At 73.8% G+C, this 15,495-nt stretch carries 17 protein-coding genes; 9 read left to right on the top strand and 8 right to left on the bottom strand.

Going from position 1 to position 15,495, the window contains the following annotated elements:
* Positions 1–61: 61 nt before the first annotated feature.
* Positions 62–1,009 (bottom strand): NAD(+)/NADH kinase, encoded by a 948-nt coding sequence (locus tag L3X23_RS12990; RefSeq protein ID WP_237192471.1) that lies wholly within the window; start codon positions 1,007–1,009, stop codon positions 62–64.
* An 11-nt stretch (positions 1,010–1,020) separates the two neighbouring features.
* Here L3X23_RS12990 and L3X23_RS12985 point away from each other — a divergent pair, with 11 nt between their 5' ends.
* Positions 1,021–2,097, top strand: coding sequence for a dipeptidase (locus L3X23_RS12985; protein ID WP_237192470.1), 1,077 nt, complete (start codon positions 1,021–1,023; stop codon positions 2,095–2,097).
* 109 nt (positions 2,098–2,206) lie between these two features.
* Here L3X23_RS12985 and L3X23_RS12980 read toward each other — a convergent pair whose 3' ends face one another.
* The 3 genes from L3X23_RS12980 to tatA are packed head-to-tail and all read right to left on the bottom strand — an operon-like array spanning position 2,207 to position 3,856.
* Positions 2,207–2,680 carry a DUF309 domain-containing protein gene (locus tag L3X23_RS12980; protein WP_237192469.1) on the bottom strand — a complete coding sequence of 158 codons (474 nt, stop codon included), beginning with the start codon at positions 2,678–2,680 and terminating at the stop codon, positions 2,207–2,209.
* A complete protein-coding gene (locus L3X23_RS12975) occupies positions 2,677–3,582 on the bottom strand; it encodes a TIGR03854 family LLM class F420-dependent oxidoreductase (protein WP_237192468.1) in 906 nt (301 codons plus the stop codon). The genes L3X23_RS12980 and L3X23_RS12975 overlap by 4 nt, the downstream gene beginning before the upstream one ends.
* 10 nt (positions 3,583–3,592) lie before the next feature.
* Entirely contained in the window at positions 3,593–3,856 is a 264-nt protein-coding gene (gene tatA, locus L3X23_RS12970; RefSeq protein ID WP_237192467.1) for a Sec-independent protein translocase subunit TatA, read from the bottom strand.
* A gap of 167 nt (positions 3,857–4,023) precedes the next feature.
* Between tatA and L3X23_RS12965 the strand changes: the two genes are divergently transcribed.
* Complete coding sequence (locus tag L3X23_RS12965) at positions 4,024–6,189, top strand: transglycosylase domain-containing protein (RefSeq protein ID WP_237192466.1); 2,166 nt, start codon at positions 4,024–4,026, stop codon at positions 6,187–6,189.
* Between the two features lie 44 nt (positions 6,190–6,233).
* On the opposite strand, the gene L3X23_RS12960 is transcribed toward L3X23_RS12965, so the two are convergent.
* Complete coding sequence (locus L3X23_RS12960) at positions 6,234–7,397, bottom strand: PLP-dependent aspartate aminotransferase family protein (protein WP_237192465.1); 1,164 nt, start codon at positions 7,395–7,397, stop codon at positions 6,234–6,236.
* Positions 7,398–7,407: 10 nt separating this feature from the next.
* Complete coding sequence (locus L3X23_RS12955) at positions 7,408–8,025, bottom strand: TIGR03086 family metal-binding protein (RefSeq protein WP_237192464.1); 618 nt, start codon at positions 8,023–8,025, stop codon at positions 7,408–7,410.
* An 81-nt stretch (positions 8,026–8,106) separates the two neighbouring features.
* On the opposite strand from L3X23_RS12955, the gene L3X23_RS12950 reads away from it, so the two are divergent.
* The 7 genes from L3X23_RS12950 (at position 8,107) to pheT (ending at position 14,266) form a co-directional block, all read left to right on the top strand.
* A complete protein-coding gene (locus L3X23_RS12950; RefSeq protein ID WP_093088854.1) occupies positions 8,107–8,427 on the top strand; it encodes a DUF3817 domain-containing protein in 321 nt (106 codons plus the stop codon).
* Between the two features lie 284 nt (positions 8,428–8,711).
* Complete coding sequence (gene infC, locus L3X23_RS12945; protein WP_237198010.1) at positions 8,712–9,296, top strand: translation initiation factor IF-3; 585 nt, start codon at positions 8,712–8,714, stop codon at positions 9,294–9,296.
* 79 nt (positions 9,297–9,375) lie between these two features.
* A complete protein-coding gene (gene rpmI / locus L3X23_RS12940; protein WP_093088858.1) occupies positions 9,376–9,570 on the top strand; it encodes a 50S ribosomal protein L35 in 195 nt (64 codons plus the stop codon).
* Positions 9,571–9,613: 43 nt separating this feature from the next.
* Positions 9,614–9,988, top strand: coding sequence for a 50S ribosomal protein L20 (gene rplT / locus L3X23_RS12935; protein ID WP_237192463.1), 375 nt, complete (start codon positions 9,614–9,616; stop codon positions 9,986–9,988).
* Between the two features lie 2 nt (positions 9,989–9,990).
* A complete protein-coding gene (locus tag L3X23_RS12930; RefSeq protein WP_374204838.1) occupies positions 9,991–10,779 on the top strand; it encodes a TrmH family RNA methyltransferase in 789 nt (262 codons plus the stop codon).
* A complete protein-coding gene (gene pheS, locus L3X23_RS12925; protein WP_237192461.1) occupies positions 10,776–11,792 on the top strand; it encodes a phenylalanine--tRNA ligase subunit alpha in 1,017 nt (338 codons plus the stop codon). Before L3X23_RS12930 ends, pheS begins: the two co-directional genes overlap by 4 nt.
* Positions 11,793–11,803: 11 nt before the next feature.
* On the top strand, positions 11,804–14,266 hold the full coding sequence (gene pheT / locus L3X23_RS12920; protein WP_237192460.1) for a phenylalanine--tRNA ligase subunit beta: 2,463 nt from the start codon (positions 11,804–11,806) through the stop codon (positions 14,264–14,266).
* A gap of 43 nt (positions 14,267–14,309) precedes the next feature.
* Here the strand turns inward: pheT and L3X23_RS12915 are convergent, their stop codons facing one another.
* Positions 14,310–14,942, bottom strand: a complete 633-nt coding sequence (locus L3X23_RS12915) for a TMEM175 family protein (RefSeq protein WP_093088867.1) — start codon at positions 14,940–14,942, stop codon at positions 14,310–14,312.
* 28 nt (positions 14,943–14,970) lie between these two features.
* Complete coding sequence (locus L3X23_RS12910) at positions 14,971–15,456, bottom strand: hypothetical protein (protein ID WP_237192459.1); 486 nt, start codon at positions 15,454–15,456, stop codon at positions 14,971–14,973.
* Between the last annotated feature and the right edge of the window lie 39 nt (positions 15,457–15,495).

The following is a 15,495-nucleotide window of genomic DNA, read 5'->3' as shown; positions in this document are numbered from 1 at the left end:
CCCGTGAGTGGTAAGTCGTGCCAGAGCACCACTTACCACGCACGAGCGGCGGAGCCGCAGATCAGTGGTCGCGGGCCTCGAGGCGGTCGCGGACGTCCGCCGGGAGGAGCTCGCGCAGCTGCTCGGGGAGCAGCGGGAGGTCGAGCAGGCTGAGCTTGACCCGGCTGCGCCGCGCGTGCAGGTCCGGGTCGAGCCGGACCACGCGTCCGGCGTGCGGCTCCGCGGTGACGTGCACGCGGTCGCCCGCGGTCACGTCCTTGTGCCCGATCCCGTCCACCTCCACGGCGAGGGTGCCGCAGCGGGGGGTGAGATCGAAGGTCAGCGCGTCCGTCCCGGCGACGACGAGGGGCCGCGAGATCCCGCTCATCGGCGCCGACGGCGTCACGACCACCCCGTCGACGGACGGCGACACCAGCGGCCCACCCGCCGCGTAGCTGTAGGCCGAGGAGCCCGCGGGCGTGGCGACCACGAGGGCGTCGCTGCGGTAGAAGCCGTAGCTCAACCCGTTGACCGAGAGCGTGGCGTCCACCTGTCCGCGCCCGGGCTGGCGGGCCAGCGCGAGGTCGTTGAACGCGATCGCCCGGTCGGTCCCGGAGACGGCGCCCGCGGAGTCGACGCTCGGCGCCGCCGTGATCCGCAGCGCGCTGTGCGGCTCCTCGGTGAAGTCACCCCGGATGAGCCGCGGCAGCGCCGAGTCCAGCTCGGCGGGCGTGACCTCCACCAGGAACCCCAGGTTGCCCAGGTGTACGCCGAGCACCGGCACCGGGCGGTCGGCGACCAGGCGCAGGGCGCCGAGCATGGTGCCGTCCCCGCCCAGGCTCAGCACGCCGTCGCACTCCGCGGCGAGCTCGTCGGTGGACACCGGCACCGCGCCGGGCACCCGGCGGGCGTCCGCGGCGCGCACCAGGACCTCGGCGCCGAGCTCGGCGGCGACGGCGACGGCGCGTTCGGCGACCTCGGTGACGTCGTTGCGGGGATGGAGGACCAGCGCGATCTGCACGACCTCCATACTGTCCGATCATGCTGCTCATCGACGGACACAACGACCTGCCGTGGGCGCTCCGCACGTTCGACGGGCCGGAGCCCGATCTCGCCGCGGGCGCTCCGACCCTGCACACGGACCTGCCGCGGCTGCGCGCGGGCGGGGTGGGTGCCCAGTTCTGGTCGGTCTACGTGCCCTGCTCCTTCGTCGGGGACGCGGCGGTCGCGGCCGTCGTCGAGCAGGTGGAGCGGGTGTACGCGCTGGCCGACCGGTACCCGGCGGACCTGCGCGTGGTCACCACGGCCGACGAGGTCGAGGCGGCCCACGCGGACGGCTGGATCGGGTCGCTGCTCGGGGCCGAGGGCGGGCACTCGATCGGCGGGTCGCTGCAGGTCCTGCGCGCGCTGCGCCGCTCCGGCGTGCGCTACATGACGTTGACGCACAACCTGAACACCGACTGGGCGGACTCGGCGACCGACGAGCCGACCCACGGCGGACTCAGCGACTTCGGCCGCGACGTGGTCGCGGAGATGAACCGCATCGGCATGATCGTGGACCTCTCGCACGTGGCCGCGACCACGATGCGCGCGGCGTTGGACGCGACCCGGGCGCCGGTGCTGTTCACGCACTCGTCGGCGCGCGCGGTGACCGACCACCCGCGCAACGTGCCGGACGACGTGCTGGCCGCGCTCCCCGCGAACGGCGGCGTGTGCATGATCACCTTCGTGCCGCGGTTCGTCTCGCGGGCCGTCGCGGACTGGGACGCCCGCCTGGCCGACGCGATGGCGGCCGCCGGGGCCGACCACCGCGACCTGCGGGCACGGGACGCCTTCGCCGCGACCTGGGACGGCCCGCCGCCGCCCGGCGCCACCCTGGACGACGTCGTGGCGCACCTCGAGCACGCCCGCGAGGTCGCGGGGATCGACCACCTGGGCATCGGCGGCGACTACGACGGCGTCGCCGAGCTCCCCGCGGGCCTGGAGGACGTCAGCGGCTACCCGAGGCTGTTCGCGGCGCTGTCCGCACGCGGCTGGAGCCGGGCGGACCTGGAGAAGCTCGCGGGCCGCAACGTCCTGCGGGTGCTGCGCGCCGTGGACGACGTCTCCCAGCCGTAGCCCCCACCGCCTGGTGATCATGCGCGGGGGTGATCATCAGGCGCCCACGGTCGAGTCGCCGCCCCAGCTCAGCCCTCAGCGCCTGGTGATCACCCACCGCGCATGATCATCAGGCGCGGAGGGTCGGGCGGAGGTCGGACTCCGGCACCGACTCGACGCCCTCGCGCGCGATCCGCTCCGCGAGGGTGAAGGCGTGCTGCTGCAGCCCCCGGACGTCCAGGCCCGCCGGGGGCTCGCCGATCCACCGCGCGATCCCGTCGCCCGCCCGCTCCAGCAGCGAGGCGGCGCCGCGGGAGTTGCCGCGCTGGGCGTGCGTGAGGCCCGCGCCGTACTGGGCCAGGGCACGCCAGAGCTCGCGGCTCTCGGGGCCCGCGGTCTTCCAGGCCGCCTCCAGCACCTCGTGGGCGTGGAAGGGCATGCCCTCGTCGAACAGGCGCTGCGCCTCGGTGACGGTCTCGTCCGGGGTGAGGTCGAGGTCGTCCGGGATCGTCGGAACCCCTTGTGCCCCATGGGGGAGTGGGCGGCCCAAGACGTCCCGGGGGCGGGCGTTGCGGGCGCGCCCGGTGGGGTCGCGGTCCCTCATCCGGACTCCAGGGGGCGCAGCTCCTGGTCGAACCGGTCCAGGAACCCCCGCCAGTCCGGCACCGGGGTGGCCGGGCGGACCACGAACTTCGTCAGCCCCGCGTCGACGTACTCGGCGATGCGCTCCCGCGCCTGCGCCCAGCCGTGCGCCACGATCTGGTCGGGCGACACGTCGGGGCGGCGGTCGACCGAGTTCGCCAGCGCGGCCGCGATCTGCGCGTCCGTGGCCTCCGGCGGGACGACGGCGAGGTTGGTGCCGTAGTGGTCCGGCTCCACGGCGCGGCCCGCGGCGGCGGCGGCGCGTTCGATGATCGCCCGGCACTCGGCGGCCTCCGCCGGGGTGACGAAGCTGCCGAGCCAGCCGTCGGCCAGCCTGCCGATCCGTTCGAGGCCGACCCGGGCGCGCCCGCCGAGCCACAGGTCCACGTGACCGGGCGGTCGGGGGCCGACGCGCGCGTCCGTCAGCTGGAAGAACTCGCCGTGGTGGGTGACCCGGTCCTCGGTGAGCAGCCGGCGGACCACGACCAGCGCCTCCTCGAACACCGCGGCACGGTCGCCGGGCACCGGGTAGAGCTGCCGCTCCCGTGCCCGGGCGGGCCGCACCCCGAAGGCGGGCAGCACCCGCTTGGGCGCCAGCGTGGCCAGCGACGCGAGCTCCGCGGCGACCAGCGCCGGGTTGCGGCCCGGGAGGACGAGCACGCCGGTGCCCACCTTCAGCGTCCGGGTGCGCCCGAGGGCGAACGCCATGCCGGTGTGCGCGTCGACCGCGTCGGTCCCGACGAGGTCGGGGAGCCAGAGCGAGTCGATCCCGCGTGCCTCGAGCTCGTCCACCAGCTCGACGAACCCGTCCGCCCCGGTGGAGCCGCCCACCGGGAGGGAGCCGATACCGATCCGTACCTTCACCCGCCCGACGCTACGGGGTCGTGGGCTCCTTGCCGACAGAACCGACGGAACCGACCGGTCCGACGGTCGAGTCGGCCGACGGCGCGGGCGAGGGGGTCGGCGAGGGGGACGCGGCCGGGGCCGGGCTGGGGGCCGCGTCGGCGCTCAGCTCGGCCTTGAGGATGCGGGTGGAACGCCCCAGGCTGCGTGCCGCGTCCGGCAGCTTCTGCGCGCCGAAGAGGAGCACGAACGCTCCGATCACGATCAGCCAGTGCCACGCGCTGAGCCCACCCATGCCGCCTCCTGCTGGTGCGTCGTCGTCCGAGTATGGACCATAGGCCGGCGCGCGCGTCACATTCACAGCGGAGCCCCAGGAATTGCGTCCGAATTGCGGTCTGCTGTCGGAAACACGGCGTTCGGCCGGTCCGCGGCGCGCCATTCGGGCTGGTAGACAGTGCGGCTGTGGGTCGACTGGTCGGTGTGCGCAAGCTCCTGGTGCTCGGGGTGGCCGCGGGGGTACTGCTCGCCGGAATGCTTTTCCCGGTGGCGGGTGGAATCGGGCTTCTCGCGGCGTCGGTGAGCGATTCCGCCGTCGGCTCCCACACCGACCTCGAGACGGGCGTGCTCCCCGCCGTGACCACGGTGAAGGACCGCAACGGCGCCACCATCGCCTCGCTGTACCAGCAGTACCGCGTGCCTGTGGACAGCGACCGGATCGCGCCGGCCATGAAGGCCGCCATCGTCGCGATCGAGGACCGGCGGTTCTACGAGCACGGCGGCTTCGACCCCATCGGCGCGCTGCGCGCGCTGGTCAACAACTCCAACGGCGGCGCCACCCAGGGCGCGTCGACGCTGACCGAGCAGTACGTCAAGAACTACGACCTCTACGTCGCCGCGCAGACCGACGCCGAGCGCCGCGCCGCCGTCGCGCCCAGCTACGCGCGCAAGCTCAAGGAGGCCGAGCTCGCCGTCAGCCTGGACCACGACCTCAGCAAGGACGAGATCCTCACCCGCTACCTCAACCTGGTCTACTTCGGACACGGGGCGTACGGGGTGCAGGCGGCGGCCCAGGCGTACTTCGGGGTCGACGCGGCCGCGCTCACGGTGCCGCAGGCCGCGCTGTTGGCGGGCATGGTGCAGAGCCCGGCCGAGTACGACCCGGTGAACCACCCGGAGGCGGCGACGGGCAGGCGCAACGTGGTGATCGAGGCGTTGGCGGCGCAGGGGTCGATCCCGGACACGTCCGCCGAGGCGCAGCCGCTGGGCGTCGTGGCGAACCCGTCGGTCCCGGCGGAGGGGTGCATCGGGGCGGGCGACGCCGGCTACTTCTGCGACTACGTCCTGGACTACCTGCGCAAGGCCGGGTTCCCCACCGACCGGCTCTCCGGCGGCGGGTACACCGTCACCACGACGCTCGATCCCGATGCGCTGGCCAAGACGAAGGCCGCGGTGGACGAGCAGGTCCCGCCGACGCAGCCGCACGTCGCGAACGTCATGTCCGTGGTTGCGCCGGGCGCGGACGCCCACCAGGTCGTCGCGATGGCGGCGAACCGGACCTTCGGCAACAAGGAGGGGGAGTCGAGCTACGGGCTGCCCTACGAGCCGGAGAACATGGGCGCGGGCTCGGTCTACAAGATCTTCACGGCGGCGACGGCGATGGAGCAGCACCTCGTCGGCATCGACACCGTGATCTCCGTGCCGCCCAGCGGGTACACCTCGCCGATCTACCGCAACGGCTCGGGCAGGCCGATCCCCGTGGGCAACGCGGGCAACTACCGGACCGCGCTGACCCTGCAGGACGCGCTGGCCGAGTCGCCGAACACGGCGTTCGTGAAGCTCGAGGAGAGCACCGGGGTCCCCCCGGTCGTCGACATGGCGGTGCGGCTCGGGCTGACCTCGCTCGCCGAGACGCCCTACAGCGGCAAGGCGGGCACGCCCTCGATCGCCGACGTGATGAAGCAGCAGAAGCAGGCGTCGTTCACCCTCGGGGTCACCCCGACCTCGGCGCTGGAGCTCGCGAACGTGCAGGCCACGCTCGCGTCGCACGGCACGTGGTGCCCGCCGACGCCGCTCCTCTCGGTCACCGACCGGGCCGGCGCCGCGGTGCCGGTCACCCAGCAGGCCTGCACCCAGGCCCTCGACCCGGCCATCGCGGACACCCTGATGACGGGCCTGTCCAAGGACGACGCCGCGGGCGGCACCTCGGCCGCCGCCGCCGGACAGATGGGGTGGAACCGGCCGATCGCGGCGAAGACGGGGACCACGCAGGAGTACAAGTCGGCCGCCTTCGTGGGCGCGACCCCGCAGCTCGCGGGCGCCGCGATCGTGTTCGACGACTCCGCCTCGCCCAAGCCGATCTGCGACGGCAGCCCGCCGCGCTCCTGCGGCGGCGGGAACATCTACGGCGGCAAGGCCCCGGCCCGCACGTTCTACCGGGCCTTCGGCGACATCCTGGCCGCGCAGCCGGTGGCGCCGCTGCCCCCGACCGACCCGGCGTACCTGCACGGCACGCTGCCGGACGTCGTCGTCGCCCCGCCGCCGGACCAACCCCAGCCCGACGGCGCCCAGCCCCCGGCCGACCAGCCCCCACCCGACCAGCCGCAGCCGGGCGGCGAGAACGGCGGCTGACGCCGCTCGTGAGTGGTCAGTGGTGCTGGAGCACCACTGACCACTCACAGGGCGCGGAGCGCCTGGTCCAGGTCGGCGATCAGGTCGCGGGGGTCCTCGAGGCCGACCGAGAAGCGCAGGTGGCCCCACTCGCGGAACTCCGCGGGCCAGGAGCGGGCCCGCTCGTCATCCCCGGCGACGTGCACGATCAGCGACTCGTCGTGGCCCAGCGACACGGCGGAGGTGATCACCTCCAGGTTCGCGACGAACGCGTTCTGGTCGCCGCGCACCGCGAAGGCCATCATGCCGCCGAAGCCGTCCATGGTGCGGGCGGCGAGCTCGTGCTGCGGGTGCGTGGGCAGTCCGGGGTAGGTCGTGTACGCCACGCGCGGGTCCGCCGCGAGCCACTCGGCCACCGTCTGGGCGCTCGCGCAGTGCTGGCGCATCCGCAGCGGGAGGGTGACCGCGCCGCGCATGATCAGCCATGCGGCGAACGGGCTGAGCACGCCACCCACGTTGACCTGCGCGTCCGTCCGGATGCGGTCGGTGAGGGCACGGTCGCCGATCACCGCGCCGCCCATCGCGTCGCCGTGGCCGTTGAGGTACTTGGTCAGCGAGTGGACGACGAGGTCGGCGCCGAGCGCGAGCGGGCGCTGCAGGATGGGGGTGGCGAACGTGGCGTCGACGGAGAGCAGCGCGCCCGCCTCGTGGGCGATCGCCGCGACGGCCTCGACGTCCGTGATGCGCGTGCTCGGGTTCGCGGGGGTCTCGACGTGCACGAGCCGGGTCTCCGGCCGGATCGCGGCGCGGACGGCCTCGGGGTCGCTCGAGTCGACGAGGGTGGCGGTGATCCCGTACTTGTCCGGCAGCAGCTCGGTGAGCAGGCGGTAGGTGGCCACGTAGGTCACGTCGGAGCTGACGACGTGATCGCCGGAGCGCAGGAACGTGAAGAACACCGCGTGCAGGGCGGCGACCCCGCTCGCGAGGGCGACCGCGTCGACGTTCCCGCGGTCCCCGGCCGTCTCCAGCAGGGCGAGCTTCTCCTCGAGCCAGCCCTGGTTGGCGCCGCCGTTGCGGGTGTAGATCGGGGTGTCGACGTCCGACCAGCTCAACGTCGACGGGTCGGCGGGCAGTGCGTAGGAGTTGGCCGCGACGATCGGACGGCGGACGGCCCCGGTACCGGGGTCGACGGCGTTGCCCGCGTGGACGCTCAGCGTGTCGAAGTGCACGCCCGCATTCTCACCAGCGCGGGTCCCGACCCTCCAGGCCGAGGACGCGATGGAACACCGGGGCGTCCGCCCCCACCTCGACGCGCTCGCCGAACAGCCCGGGCACGACGACCTCGAACTGCTGCGCGAACCCCAGGCAGGCGCGGGCGCTCGCCGCGTTCACGGAGAACCGCTGGCGGGTGGCCCGGGCCAGGTCCCAGCCGTGCACGACCAGCTCGTTCACCGCGATGGCACCCACCTCGGACGCGGGGAGGCGCAGCCCGCCCGCCTCGGTCTCGCCCGCCCACGCCGCGGGCTCGGCCCAGGCCGCGACGAGCTCGGCCAGCATGTCCGGCAGGGCCGTGCGCCAGTCGGGGTCCAGGTGCGCCGCCGACGGGGTCTCCGGGGCGCCGAGCGGGGTCTTGCGGGCGGAGTGCGTGAACGCGTCGGTGAGCGTGACCAGGTGGTCGAGCAGGGTCGCCACGTCGAAGTCGGGGCAGGGGGTCGGGTCGCCGAGCTGCTCCGGGCCGATCGCGGGCAGCAGCGCGGCGACCCGGCGGGCCGCGGGGGCCAGATCGAGTGCGGGGCCGAGTGCGGGCTCGTGTGCGGGCTCGGGCGGGCGGGGCGCGTCGGTCGTCGAAGCAGTCATGCCGGGGGAGACCGCGGGCGTCCGCGGAACTCATCGTTCGACACGTGGTAGAACTTCAGGGACGCCGACGAAAGGGACCCCATGACCGCGAGCACGGCCACCGTCACCGGCATCGGCAGGCTGTTCCGGGCGGTCGCGATCGCCGAGGCCTGCTCCTGGGCGGGCCTGCTGGTCGGGATGTTCTTCAAGTACGTCGTGGTGCGCAACGACATCGGCGTCACGATCTTCGGCCCGATCCACGGCGCCCTCTTCGTCCTCTACTGCGTGGTCGCCCTGGTGGCCTGGCGGATGCTGCGGTGGGACCTCAAGACCCTGGCCCTGGCCCTGGTCTCCAGCATCCCGCCGCTGATGACCATCTGGTTCGAGCGCCGCGCCGCCGCCCGCGGGCAGCTCGCGGGCTGAGGTCCGCAGCGCGGTACCTGGGCCGCTGCTCAGCGGCTCATGCACCGCGCTGCGGCCGCGGGACCCCCGGGCTGTCGCTCGCGGGGGAGCCGTGTACCCTTCGGAATGCGACCACCCCGTCGTGCGTTCACCACGTACGTCAGGGCGATCAAGTGGAGCCCCGCTCCCACCCGCTCACTGCTCACAGGTGTCCGGGTCCCGGTCAGCAGTTCTTCGCGGAGCTGTGTCGATCGACGGGTCTTTGCTTGTCGTCGCGTGACATGACGGCATAACGAGGAGACCCCATCACCACAGAGACCCGCATCAACGACCGCATCCGCGTTCCCGAGGTCCGGCTCGTCGGCCCGAACGGCGAGCAGGTCGGCATCGTGCGTATCGAGGACGCCCTTCGGCTGGCGCAGGAGGCCGAGCTGGACCTCGTCGAGGTCGCGGCTCAGGCCCGCCCGCCCGTCTGCAAGCTCATGGACTACGGCAAGTTCAAGTACGAGAGCGCGCAGAAGGCCCGGGAGTCCCGGCGGAACCAGCAGCTCACGGTGATCAAGGAGCAGAAGCTCCGGCCGAAGATCGACAAGCACGACTACGAGACGAAGCGCGGCCACGTCCGCCGCTTCCTCGAAGGCGGCAACAAGGTCAAGGTCACGATCATGTTCCGTGGTCGCGAGCAGTCGCGCCCGGAGCTGGGCTACCGGCTGTTGCAGCGGCTCGCCGAGGACATCAGCGACCTCGGTGTGGTCGAGGCGGCGCCGAAGCAGGACGGCCGCAACATGACGATGGTGATCGCTCCGACCAAGAAGCCGACCAAGAAGCCGACGGCCCAGTCTCAGGAGTCCGAGACCGAGGCCGAGGCGACGGTCGAGCCGACGGCCTGAGACCGACCAGCCCGGTAGTACCCGTGCCGCGGCCCGCCGCGACCAGCGGCGGACCGCGACAGACAGAAGTGAGACAGCCATGCCCAAGAACAAGACGCACAAGGGAACGGCCAAGCGGGTCAAGGTGACCGGCTCCGGCAAGCTCCTGCGCCAGCAGACCGGTCTGCGCCACCGGCTCGAGGTGAAGTCGAGCAAGGAGACCCGCGACCTGGGTCACGTGGTCGAGGTCAACAAGGCCGACCGCAAGCGCGTCAAGAAGCTGCTCGGTCGCTGACCGCTCCCGCCCGCTAGCCCCCTGAAGTAGTGAGGAACACCCCATGGCACGCGTGAAGCGCGCGGTGAACGCCCAGAAGAAGCGCCGCTCGATCCTCGAGGCGTCGGCCGGTTACCGCGGGCAGCGTTCGCGGCTGTACCGCAAGGCGAAGGAGCAGCAGCTCCACTCGCTGACCTACGCCTACCGGGACCGGCGCGCCAAGAAGGGCGACTTCCGGCAGCTGTGGATCACCCGCATCAACGCGGGCGCCCGCGCCAACGGCATGACCTACAACCGCTTCATCCAGGGCCTCAAGGCCGCGGGTGTCGAGGTGGACCGCAAGAACCTCTCGGAGCTCGCGATCAGCGACCCGACCGCGTTCGCCGCGCTCGTCGAGCTCGCGAAGACCAACGTGCCTGCCCAGTCGCCTGCCGCCTGAGCTTGCTCACCGAACGCACGCCACGCGTCGTAGCAGCCCGCAAGCTGCTGCGGCGCGTGTCGCGTGAACGGGCCGGGCGCTTCCTCGTCGAGGGCGCCCAGGCCGTGTCGGAGGCGATCCGGTACGGGCGGGTCCACGAGATCTTCGCGACGCAGGCGGCCCTGGACCGCAACGCCGCCCTGCTCGACGGGGTGCCGGTCACCCTCGTCGACGACCGGGCCGCGGACGGGCTGTCGGACACCGTCACCCCGCAGGGCCTGATCGCCGTCTGCGACCTGGTGGACGTGCCGCTGGCCGAGGCGGTGCGCGGGGCGCGGCTGGTCGCCGTGCTCGCCGGCATCGCCGAGCCGGGCAACGCCGGGACCGTGCTGCGGGCCGCGGACGCCGCGGGCGCGGACGCCGTGGTCTTCGCGGGAGACACCGTCGATCCGCACAACCCCAAGGCCGTGCGCGCCTCCACCGGCAGCCTCTTCCACCTGCCCGTCGCCCGGGAACGGGACCCGGCCACCGTGCTCGACGCGCTGGCGGGCCTCACCCTGCTGGCCGCCGACGGGCACGGCGAGGTCGACCTGCACGCGTCGCCCGAGGTGCTGGCCGGGCCCACCGCGTGGATCTTCGGTGGCGAGGCCCACGGCGTCCCCGAGACCCTGCTGGCGCGGGCGGACCACCGGGTGCGCGTGCCGCTGTACGGGCGGGCCGAGAGCCTGAACCTCGCCACCGCGGCGGCCGTGTGTCTGTACGCGAGCGCCCACGCTCTACGATCACCGACCGTGCATGAGGGAACCCGATGACCAGCCTGGAGAGCACCGACCTGGACGCCGCCGTCAAGGCGGCCCACGAGGCGTTCGAGGCCGCGGGCGATCTGGACGCGCTCGCCGCCGTCAAGCCCGCGCACCTCGGCGACAAGGCCCCCGTGCTCCTGGCCCGCCGCAGCCTCGGCAGCCTGCCCGGCAAGGAGCGCGCCGAGGCCGGCAAGCGGGTCAACGCGGCCCGGGTCGAGATCCAGGCGGCCTTCGACGCCCGCCGCGCGGTGCTCGTCGCGGAGCGTGACGCACGGGTGCTGCGCGAGGAGACCGTCGACGTCACCCTCCCCTGGGACCGCCGCCCGCGCGGCGCCCGGCACCCGATCACCCAGATCGCCGAGACGATCGCGGACGTGTTCGTTGGCATGGGCTGGGAGGTCGCGGAGGGGCCCGAGGTCGAGTCGGCCTGGCTGAACTTCGACGCGCTGAACTTCGGCAAGGACCACCCCGCGCGGACCATGCAGGACACGTTCTACCTGGACGACGGCACGGTCCTGCGCACCCACACGTCCCCGGTGCAGGTCCGCGCGCTGCTGAACCGCGAGCTGCCGGTCTACGTCGTGTGCCCCGGGCGCACCTTCCGCACCGACGAGCTGGACGCCACCCACACCCCGGTGTTCCACCAGGTCGAGGGCCTCGCCGTCGACAAGGGGATCACCATGGCGCACCTCAAGGGCACCCTGGACGCCTTCGCCCGCGCCATGTTCGGGCAGGAGTCGACCACCCGCCTGCGGCCCTCGTTCTTCCCCTTCACCGAGCCGTCCGCCGAGGTGGACGTGTGGTTCCCGGAGAAGAAGGGCGGCGCGGGCTGGGTCGAGTGGGGCGGCTGCGGGATGGTCAACCCGAACGTGCTGCGCGCCTGCGGCGTGGACCCGGAGGTCTACTCCGGCTTCGCGTTCGGCATGGGCCTGGAGCGCACCCTGCAGTTCCGCAACGGGCTGCCGGACATGCGGGACATGGTCGAGGGCGACGTCCGGTTCTCCCGGGCCTTCGGAATCTGAGGGAGTAGGCAGTGCGAGTCCCCCTGTCCTGGCTGCGCGACCACGTGGCCGAGGTCCCCTCGGACGCGGCCGTCGTGGGCGAGGCGTTCGTCCGCGTGGGCCTGGAGCTCGAGGAGATCCACCCGCTCCCCGAGATCACCGGCCCGCTCGTCGTCGGCCGGGTGCGCGAGATCGAGGAGCTCACCGGCTTCAAGAAGCCGATCCGGTTCTGCCGGGTGGACGTCGGCGCCGCCGAGCCCCAGGGGATCGTCTGCGGCGCCCGGAACTTCGCCGTCGGCGACCTGGTGGTCGTCGCGCTGCCGGGTGCCGTGCTGCCCGGACCCTTCCCGATCGCCGCGCGCGAGACCTACGGGCGGATCTCGGACGGCATGATCTGCTCCGCCCGGGAGCTCGGCCTCGGCGCGGACCACTCCGGCATCCTCGTGCTGCCCCCGGGCACCGCCGAGCCCGGTGCGGACGCGCGGGCGGTGCTGGGGGTGGACGACCCGGTCGTCGAGCTGGCGATCACCCCGGACCGGGGTTACTGCTTCGCCGTGCGCGGCATCGCCCGCGAGCTCGCCGCGTCCCTGGGCACCGGCTACACCGATCCGGCCGCGCAGGTCGCGGTGCCCGCGGCGAAGGGCGAGGCGCACCCGGTCCGGCTGGCCGACTCCGGCTGCGCCCGGTTCGTCGCGCGCACGGTGGTCGGGGTGGACGCGAGCGCGCCCACCCCCTGGTGGATGCAGCGCAGGCTGCTCGCGGCCGGGATGCGGCCGATCTCGCTGACCGTGGACGTCACCAACTTCGTGATGCTCGACCTGGGGCAGCCGATCCACGCGTACGACGCGTCGGCGCTGCAGGGCGAGATCGTCGTGCGGCGGGCCGTCGCGGGCGAGACGCTCCGCACGCTCGACGGCGTGGAGCGCACCCTCGACCCGGACGACCTGCTGATCACGGACGACTCGGGCCCCATCGGCCTCGCCGGCGTGATGGGCGGGGCCTCCACCGAGATCCCGCTCGACGCGGCGGGCACGATCGACGTCGTCATCGAGGCCGCGCACTTCGTCCCGACCGTCATCGCGCGGGCCGCGCGCCGGCACAAGCTGCCCAGCGAGGCGTCCAAGCGCTTCGAGCGCTCCGTCGACCCCGAGCTGCCCCCGATCGCCGCCGAGCTGGTCGCGAACCTGCTGGTGGAGCACGGTGGCGGGCGGATCGAGCCCGGCCGCACGGACGTGGGTGCGGCGCCCGCCCTGCCGTCGATCACCATGGCGCTGGACCTGCCGGACCGGTACGCGGGCACGACCTACCCGCCCGGCGCGACCGTCGCGCGGCTCGAGCAGGTCGGCTGCACGGTCACCGGCACCGACCCGCTCACGGTCACCCCGCCGTCGTGGCGCCCCGACCTGGACCTGCCCGCCGCGCTGGTCGAGGAGGTGCTGCGGCTGGAGGGGTACGACACCATCCCGTCGGTGCTCCCGGCGGCGCCCGCCGGGCGCGGTCTGACCCCGGCCCAGCAGCGCAGGCGCGCGGTGTCGCGGGCGGTGGCCGAGGCGGGGTTCGTCGAGGTCGAGCCGTTCCCGTTCGTCTCCGACGCCGTGTGGGACGACCTCGGGCTCGCTCCGGACGACATCCGCCGGACCACGGTCACGGTCGCCAACCCGCTCGACGCCGAGCGCAACCGGCTCGCCACCACGCTCCTGCCCGGGCTGCTGGACACCCTCGTCCGCAACGCCGCCCGCGGGTTCGACGACCTCGCGCTCTACACCGTCGGCCAGGTCGTGCTGCCGCACCGCAACCCGGTGCCGATGCCCGACCCCGCCGTCGACCGCCGTCCCACGGACGCGGAGATCGCCATGATCGACGCGGCGCTGCCCGCGCAGCCCGTGCACGTCGGCGCGGTGCTGGCGGGGAACCGCGAGCCCGCCGGGCACTGGGGCCGGGGCCGCCCGGCGAGCTGGGCGGACGCCGTCGAGGTGGGCCGGCTCGTGGGTCGGGTCGCGGGCGTCGAGCTGCGGGTGACCCGCGCCGAGCTCGCGCCGTGGCACCCCGGCCGGTGCGCCGCGCTGCGGGTGGGGGAGTGGGTCGTCGGGCACGCGGGCGAGCTGCACCCCAAGGTGGTCGAGGCGCTGGGCCTGCCGCCGCGGACCTGCGCGATGGAGATCGACCTGGACGCCATCCCGCTGCGGGAGGACCGGCCGGTGCCGCGGGTGTCGCCGTACCCGCCGGTCTCGGTGGACGTCGCGCTGGTCACGGCGCTGGACGTGCCCGCGGCGAGCGTCGAGCAGGCGCTGGTCGAGGGCGGCGGCGACCTGCTCGAGGCGGTCCGCCTGTTCGACGTCTACGCGGGCGACCAGGTCGGCGAGGGCAGGCGGTCGCTGGCCTACAGCCTGCGTTTCCGGGCCCCCGACCGCACCCTCACCAGCGAGGAGGCGAACGCCGCCCGGGACGCCGCGATCGCCGTGGCGGCCGAGCGGTTCGAGGCCGTCCAGCGCTGACGCGCCCGTGCGCGGTGAGTGGTGCCAGAGCACCACTTACCGCTCACGACCGCAGCAGCCGCTTCTCGAGCATCCCGCCCAGCCACGGGATCACGCCCCACAGCACGAACGCCCAGCTCCCCAGCAGCGGGAACGTCGGGATCGACACCACGAACGCCACCGCGCTGACCATCGCGCCGAACCACCCCTCGAGCCCGCGCCAGTGGGCCGGGGTGTCGGGCCGGAACGCGTCGGTCCGGTCCAGCCTCAGCACGAGGGCCGTGAAGATCAGGATCTGCAGCGTCTGGGCCAGCGCGTAGATCGTGAAGTGCGCGAAGTCGACCTGCTCGTCGGCGATGAACTGCGTCAGGAACGGGGTGAGCACGATCATCAGCAGCCACGCCAGGTTGATCCAGATCGTGATCGTGTCCGCCCGCCGCACGTAGCGGAACAGCCGGTGGTGGCTGATCCAGTGCCGCCCGATCACCGCGAAGCTGATCAGGAAGGCCAGGTAGGCGTTCCAGTTCGCGCCGAACGCGGCTCCGATCTCGGCGAACGTGGAACCCTTCGGCACCTGCAGGTCGATCGCCAGCAGCGTGATGGCGATCGCCACGACGGCGTCGGAGAAGAACGCCATCCGCTCGGCGGCGCCCAGCTCCGTCCCGTCGACCTCCGCCGCAGGCTCCCGCTCGCTCATGGCGGCAGCGTAGGACGTCCGCGGCGGCTCATCCCAGCGCCGCGACGGCCCGGCGGCCCGCCTCGACCCACCGCGCGTCGTCCGGCTCGCGGTCGGCCACGGCGATCGTGACGAGCCGGTCACCCGTCGCGACCTGCAGCGTCGGCCCGCCCGCGGTGTCGACGACCACGGCGGCGTCCCCCACCTCGAGGGGACGTCCGGACCGCAGCAGGTCGGCGGGCGCGCCGCCGCGCACGCCATAGACGTTGATCGCGGCGAGGCCGCGCGGGGTGCCGCGGGTGGTGGCGGTCGCGCAGGACGGCGGGTCGCCGCCGTTGGCGGGCGGGGCCACCGGCGCCTCCAGCAGGAGGGCGAACCCCTCGGCGTCGAGCAGGCACTCGTCCGGCAGGACGTCCGACACCAGGACCGCGGTGGTCGGGGCGGCGGGCGCGGGTTCCGGCACCGCCCGCCCGGGCACGGACACGGCACACCCGGCGACCAGGAGCAGCACCACCAGGGCCGGGACCGCGCGCACCGCCCGACGCTACGACGCCCGCCCCGGGCCCCGAGGCGT

It is taken from the genome of Pseudonocardia sp. WMMC193 (assembly GCF_021728735.1).
Lineage (GTDB): Bacteria > Actinomycetota > Actinomycetes > Mycobacteriales > Pseudonocardiaceae > Pseudonocardia > Pseudonocardia oroxyli.
This window is presented reverse-complemented; position numbering and strand designations above follow the sequence as displayed.

Excerpts from the sequence above, each read along its gene's own strand:
- L3X23_RS12990 (WP_237192471.1), bottom strand. The coding sequence starts at position 1,009 with ATGGAGGTCGTGCAGATCGCGCTGGTCCTCCATCCCCGCAACGACGTC.
- L3X23_RS12985 (WP_237192470.1), top strand. The coding sequence starts at position 1,021 with ATGCTGCTCATCGACGGACACAACGACCTGCCGTGGGCGCTCCGCACG.
- L3X23_RS12980 (WP_237192469.1), bottom strand. The coding sequence starts at position 2,680 with ATGAGGGACCGCGACCCCACCGGGCGCGCCCGCAACGCCCGCCCCCGG.
- tatA (WP_237192467.1), bottom strand. The coding sequence starts at position 3,856 with ATGGGTGGGCTCAGCGCGTGGCACTGGCTGATCGTGATCGGAGCGTTC.
- L3X23_RS12955 (WP_237192464.1), bottom strand. The coding sequence starts at position 8,025 with ATGACTGCTTCGACGACCGACGCGCCCCGCCCGCCCGAGCCCGCACAC.
- L3X23_RS12950 (WP_093088854.1), top strand. The coding sequence starts at position 8,107 with ATGACCGCGAGCACGGCCACCGTCACCGGCATCGGCAGGCTGTTCCGG.
- rpmI (WP_093088858.1), top strand. The coding sequence starts at position 9,376 with ATGCCCAAGAACAAGACGCACAAGGGAACGGCCAAGCGGGTCAAGGTG.
- rplT (WP_237192463.1), top strand. The coding sequence starts at position 9,614 with ATGGCACGCGTGAAGCGCGCGGTGAACGCCCAGAAGAAGCGCCGCTCG.
- pheS (WP_237192461.1), top strand. The coding sequence starts at position 10,776 with ATGACCAGCCTGGAGAGCACCGACCTGGACGCCGCCGTCAAGGCGGCC.
- L3X23_RS12915 (WP_093088867.1), bottom strand. The coding sequence starts at position 14,942 with ATGAGCGAGCGGGAGCCTGCGGCGGAGGTCGACGGGACGGAGCTGGGC.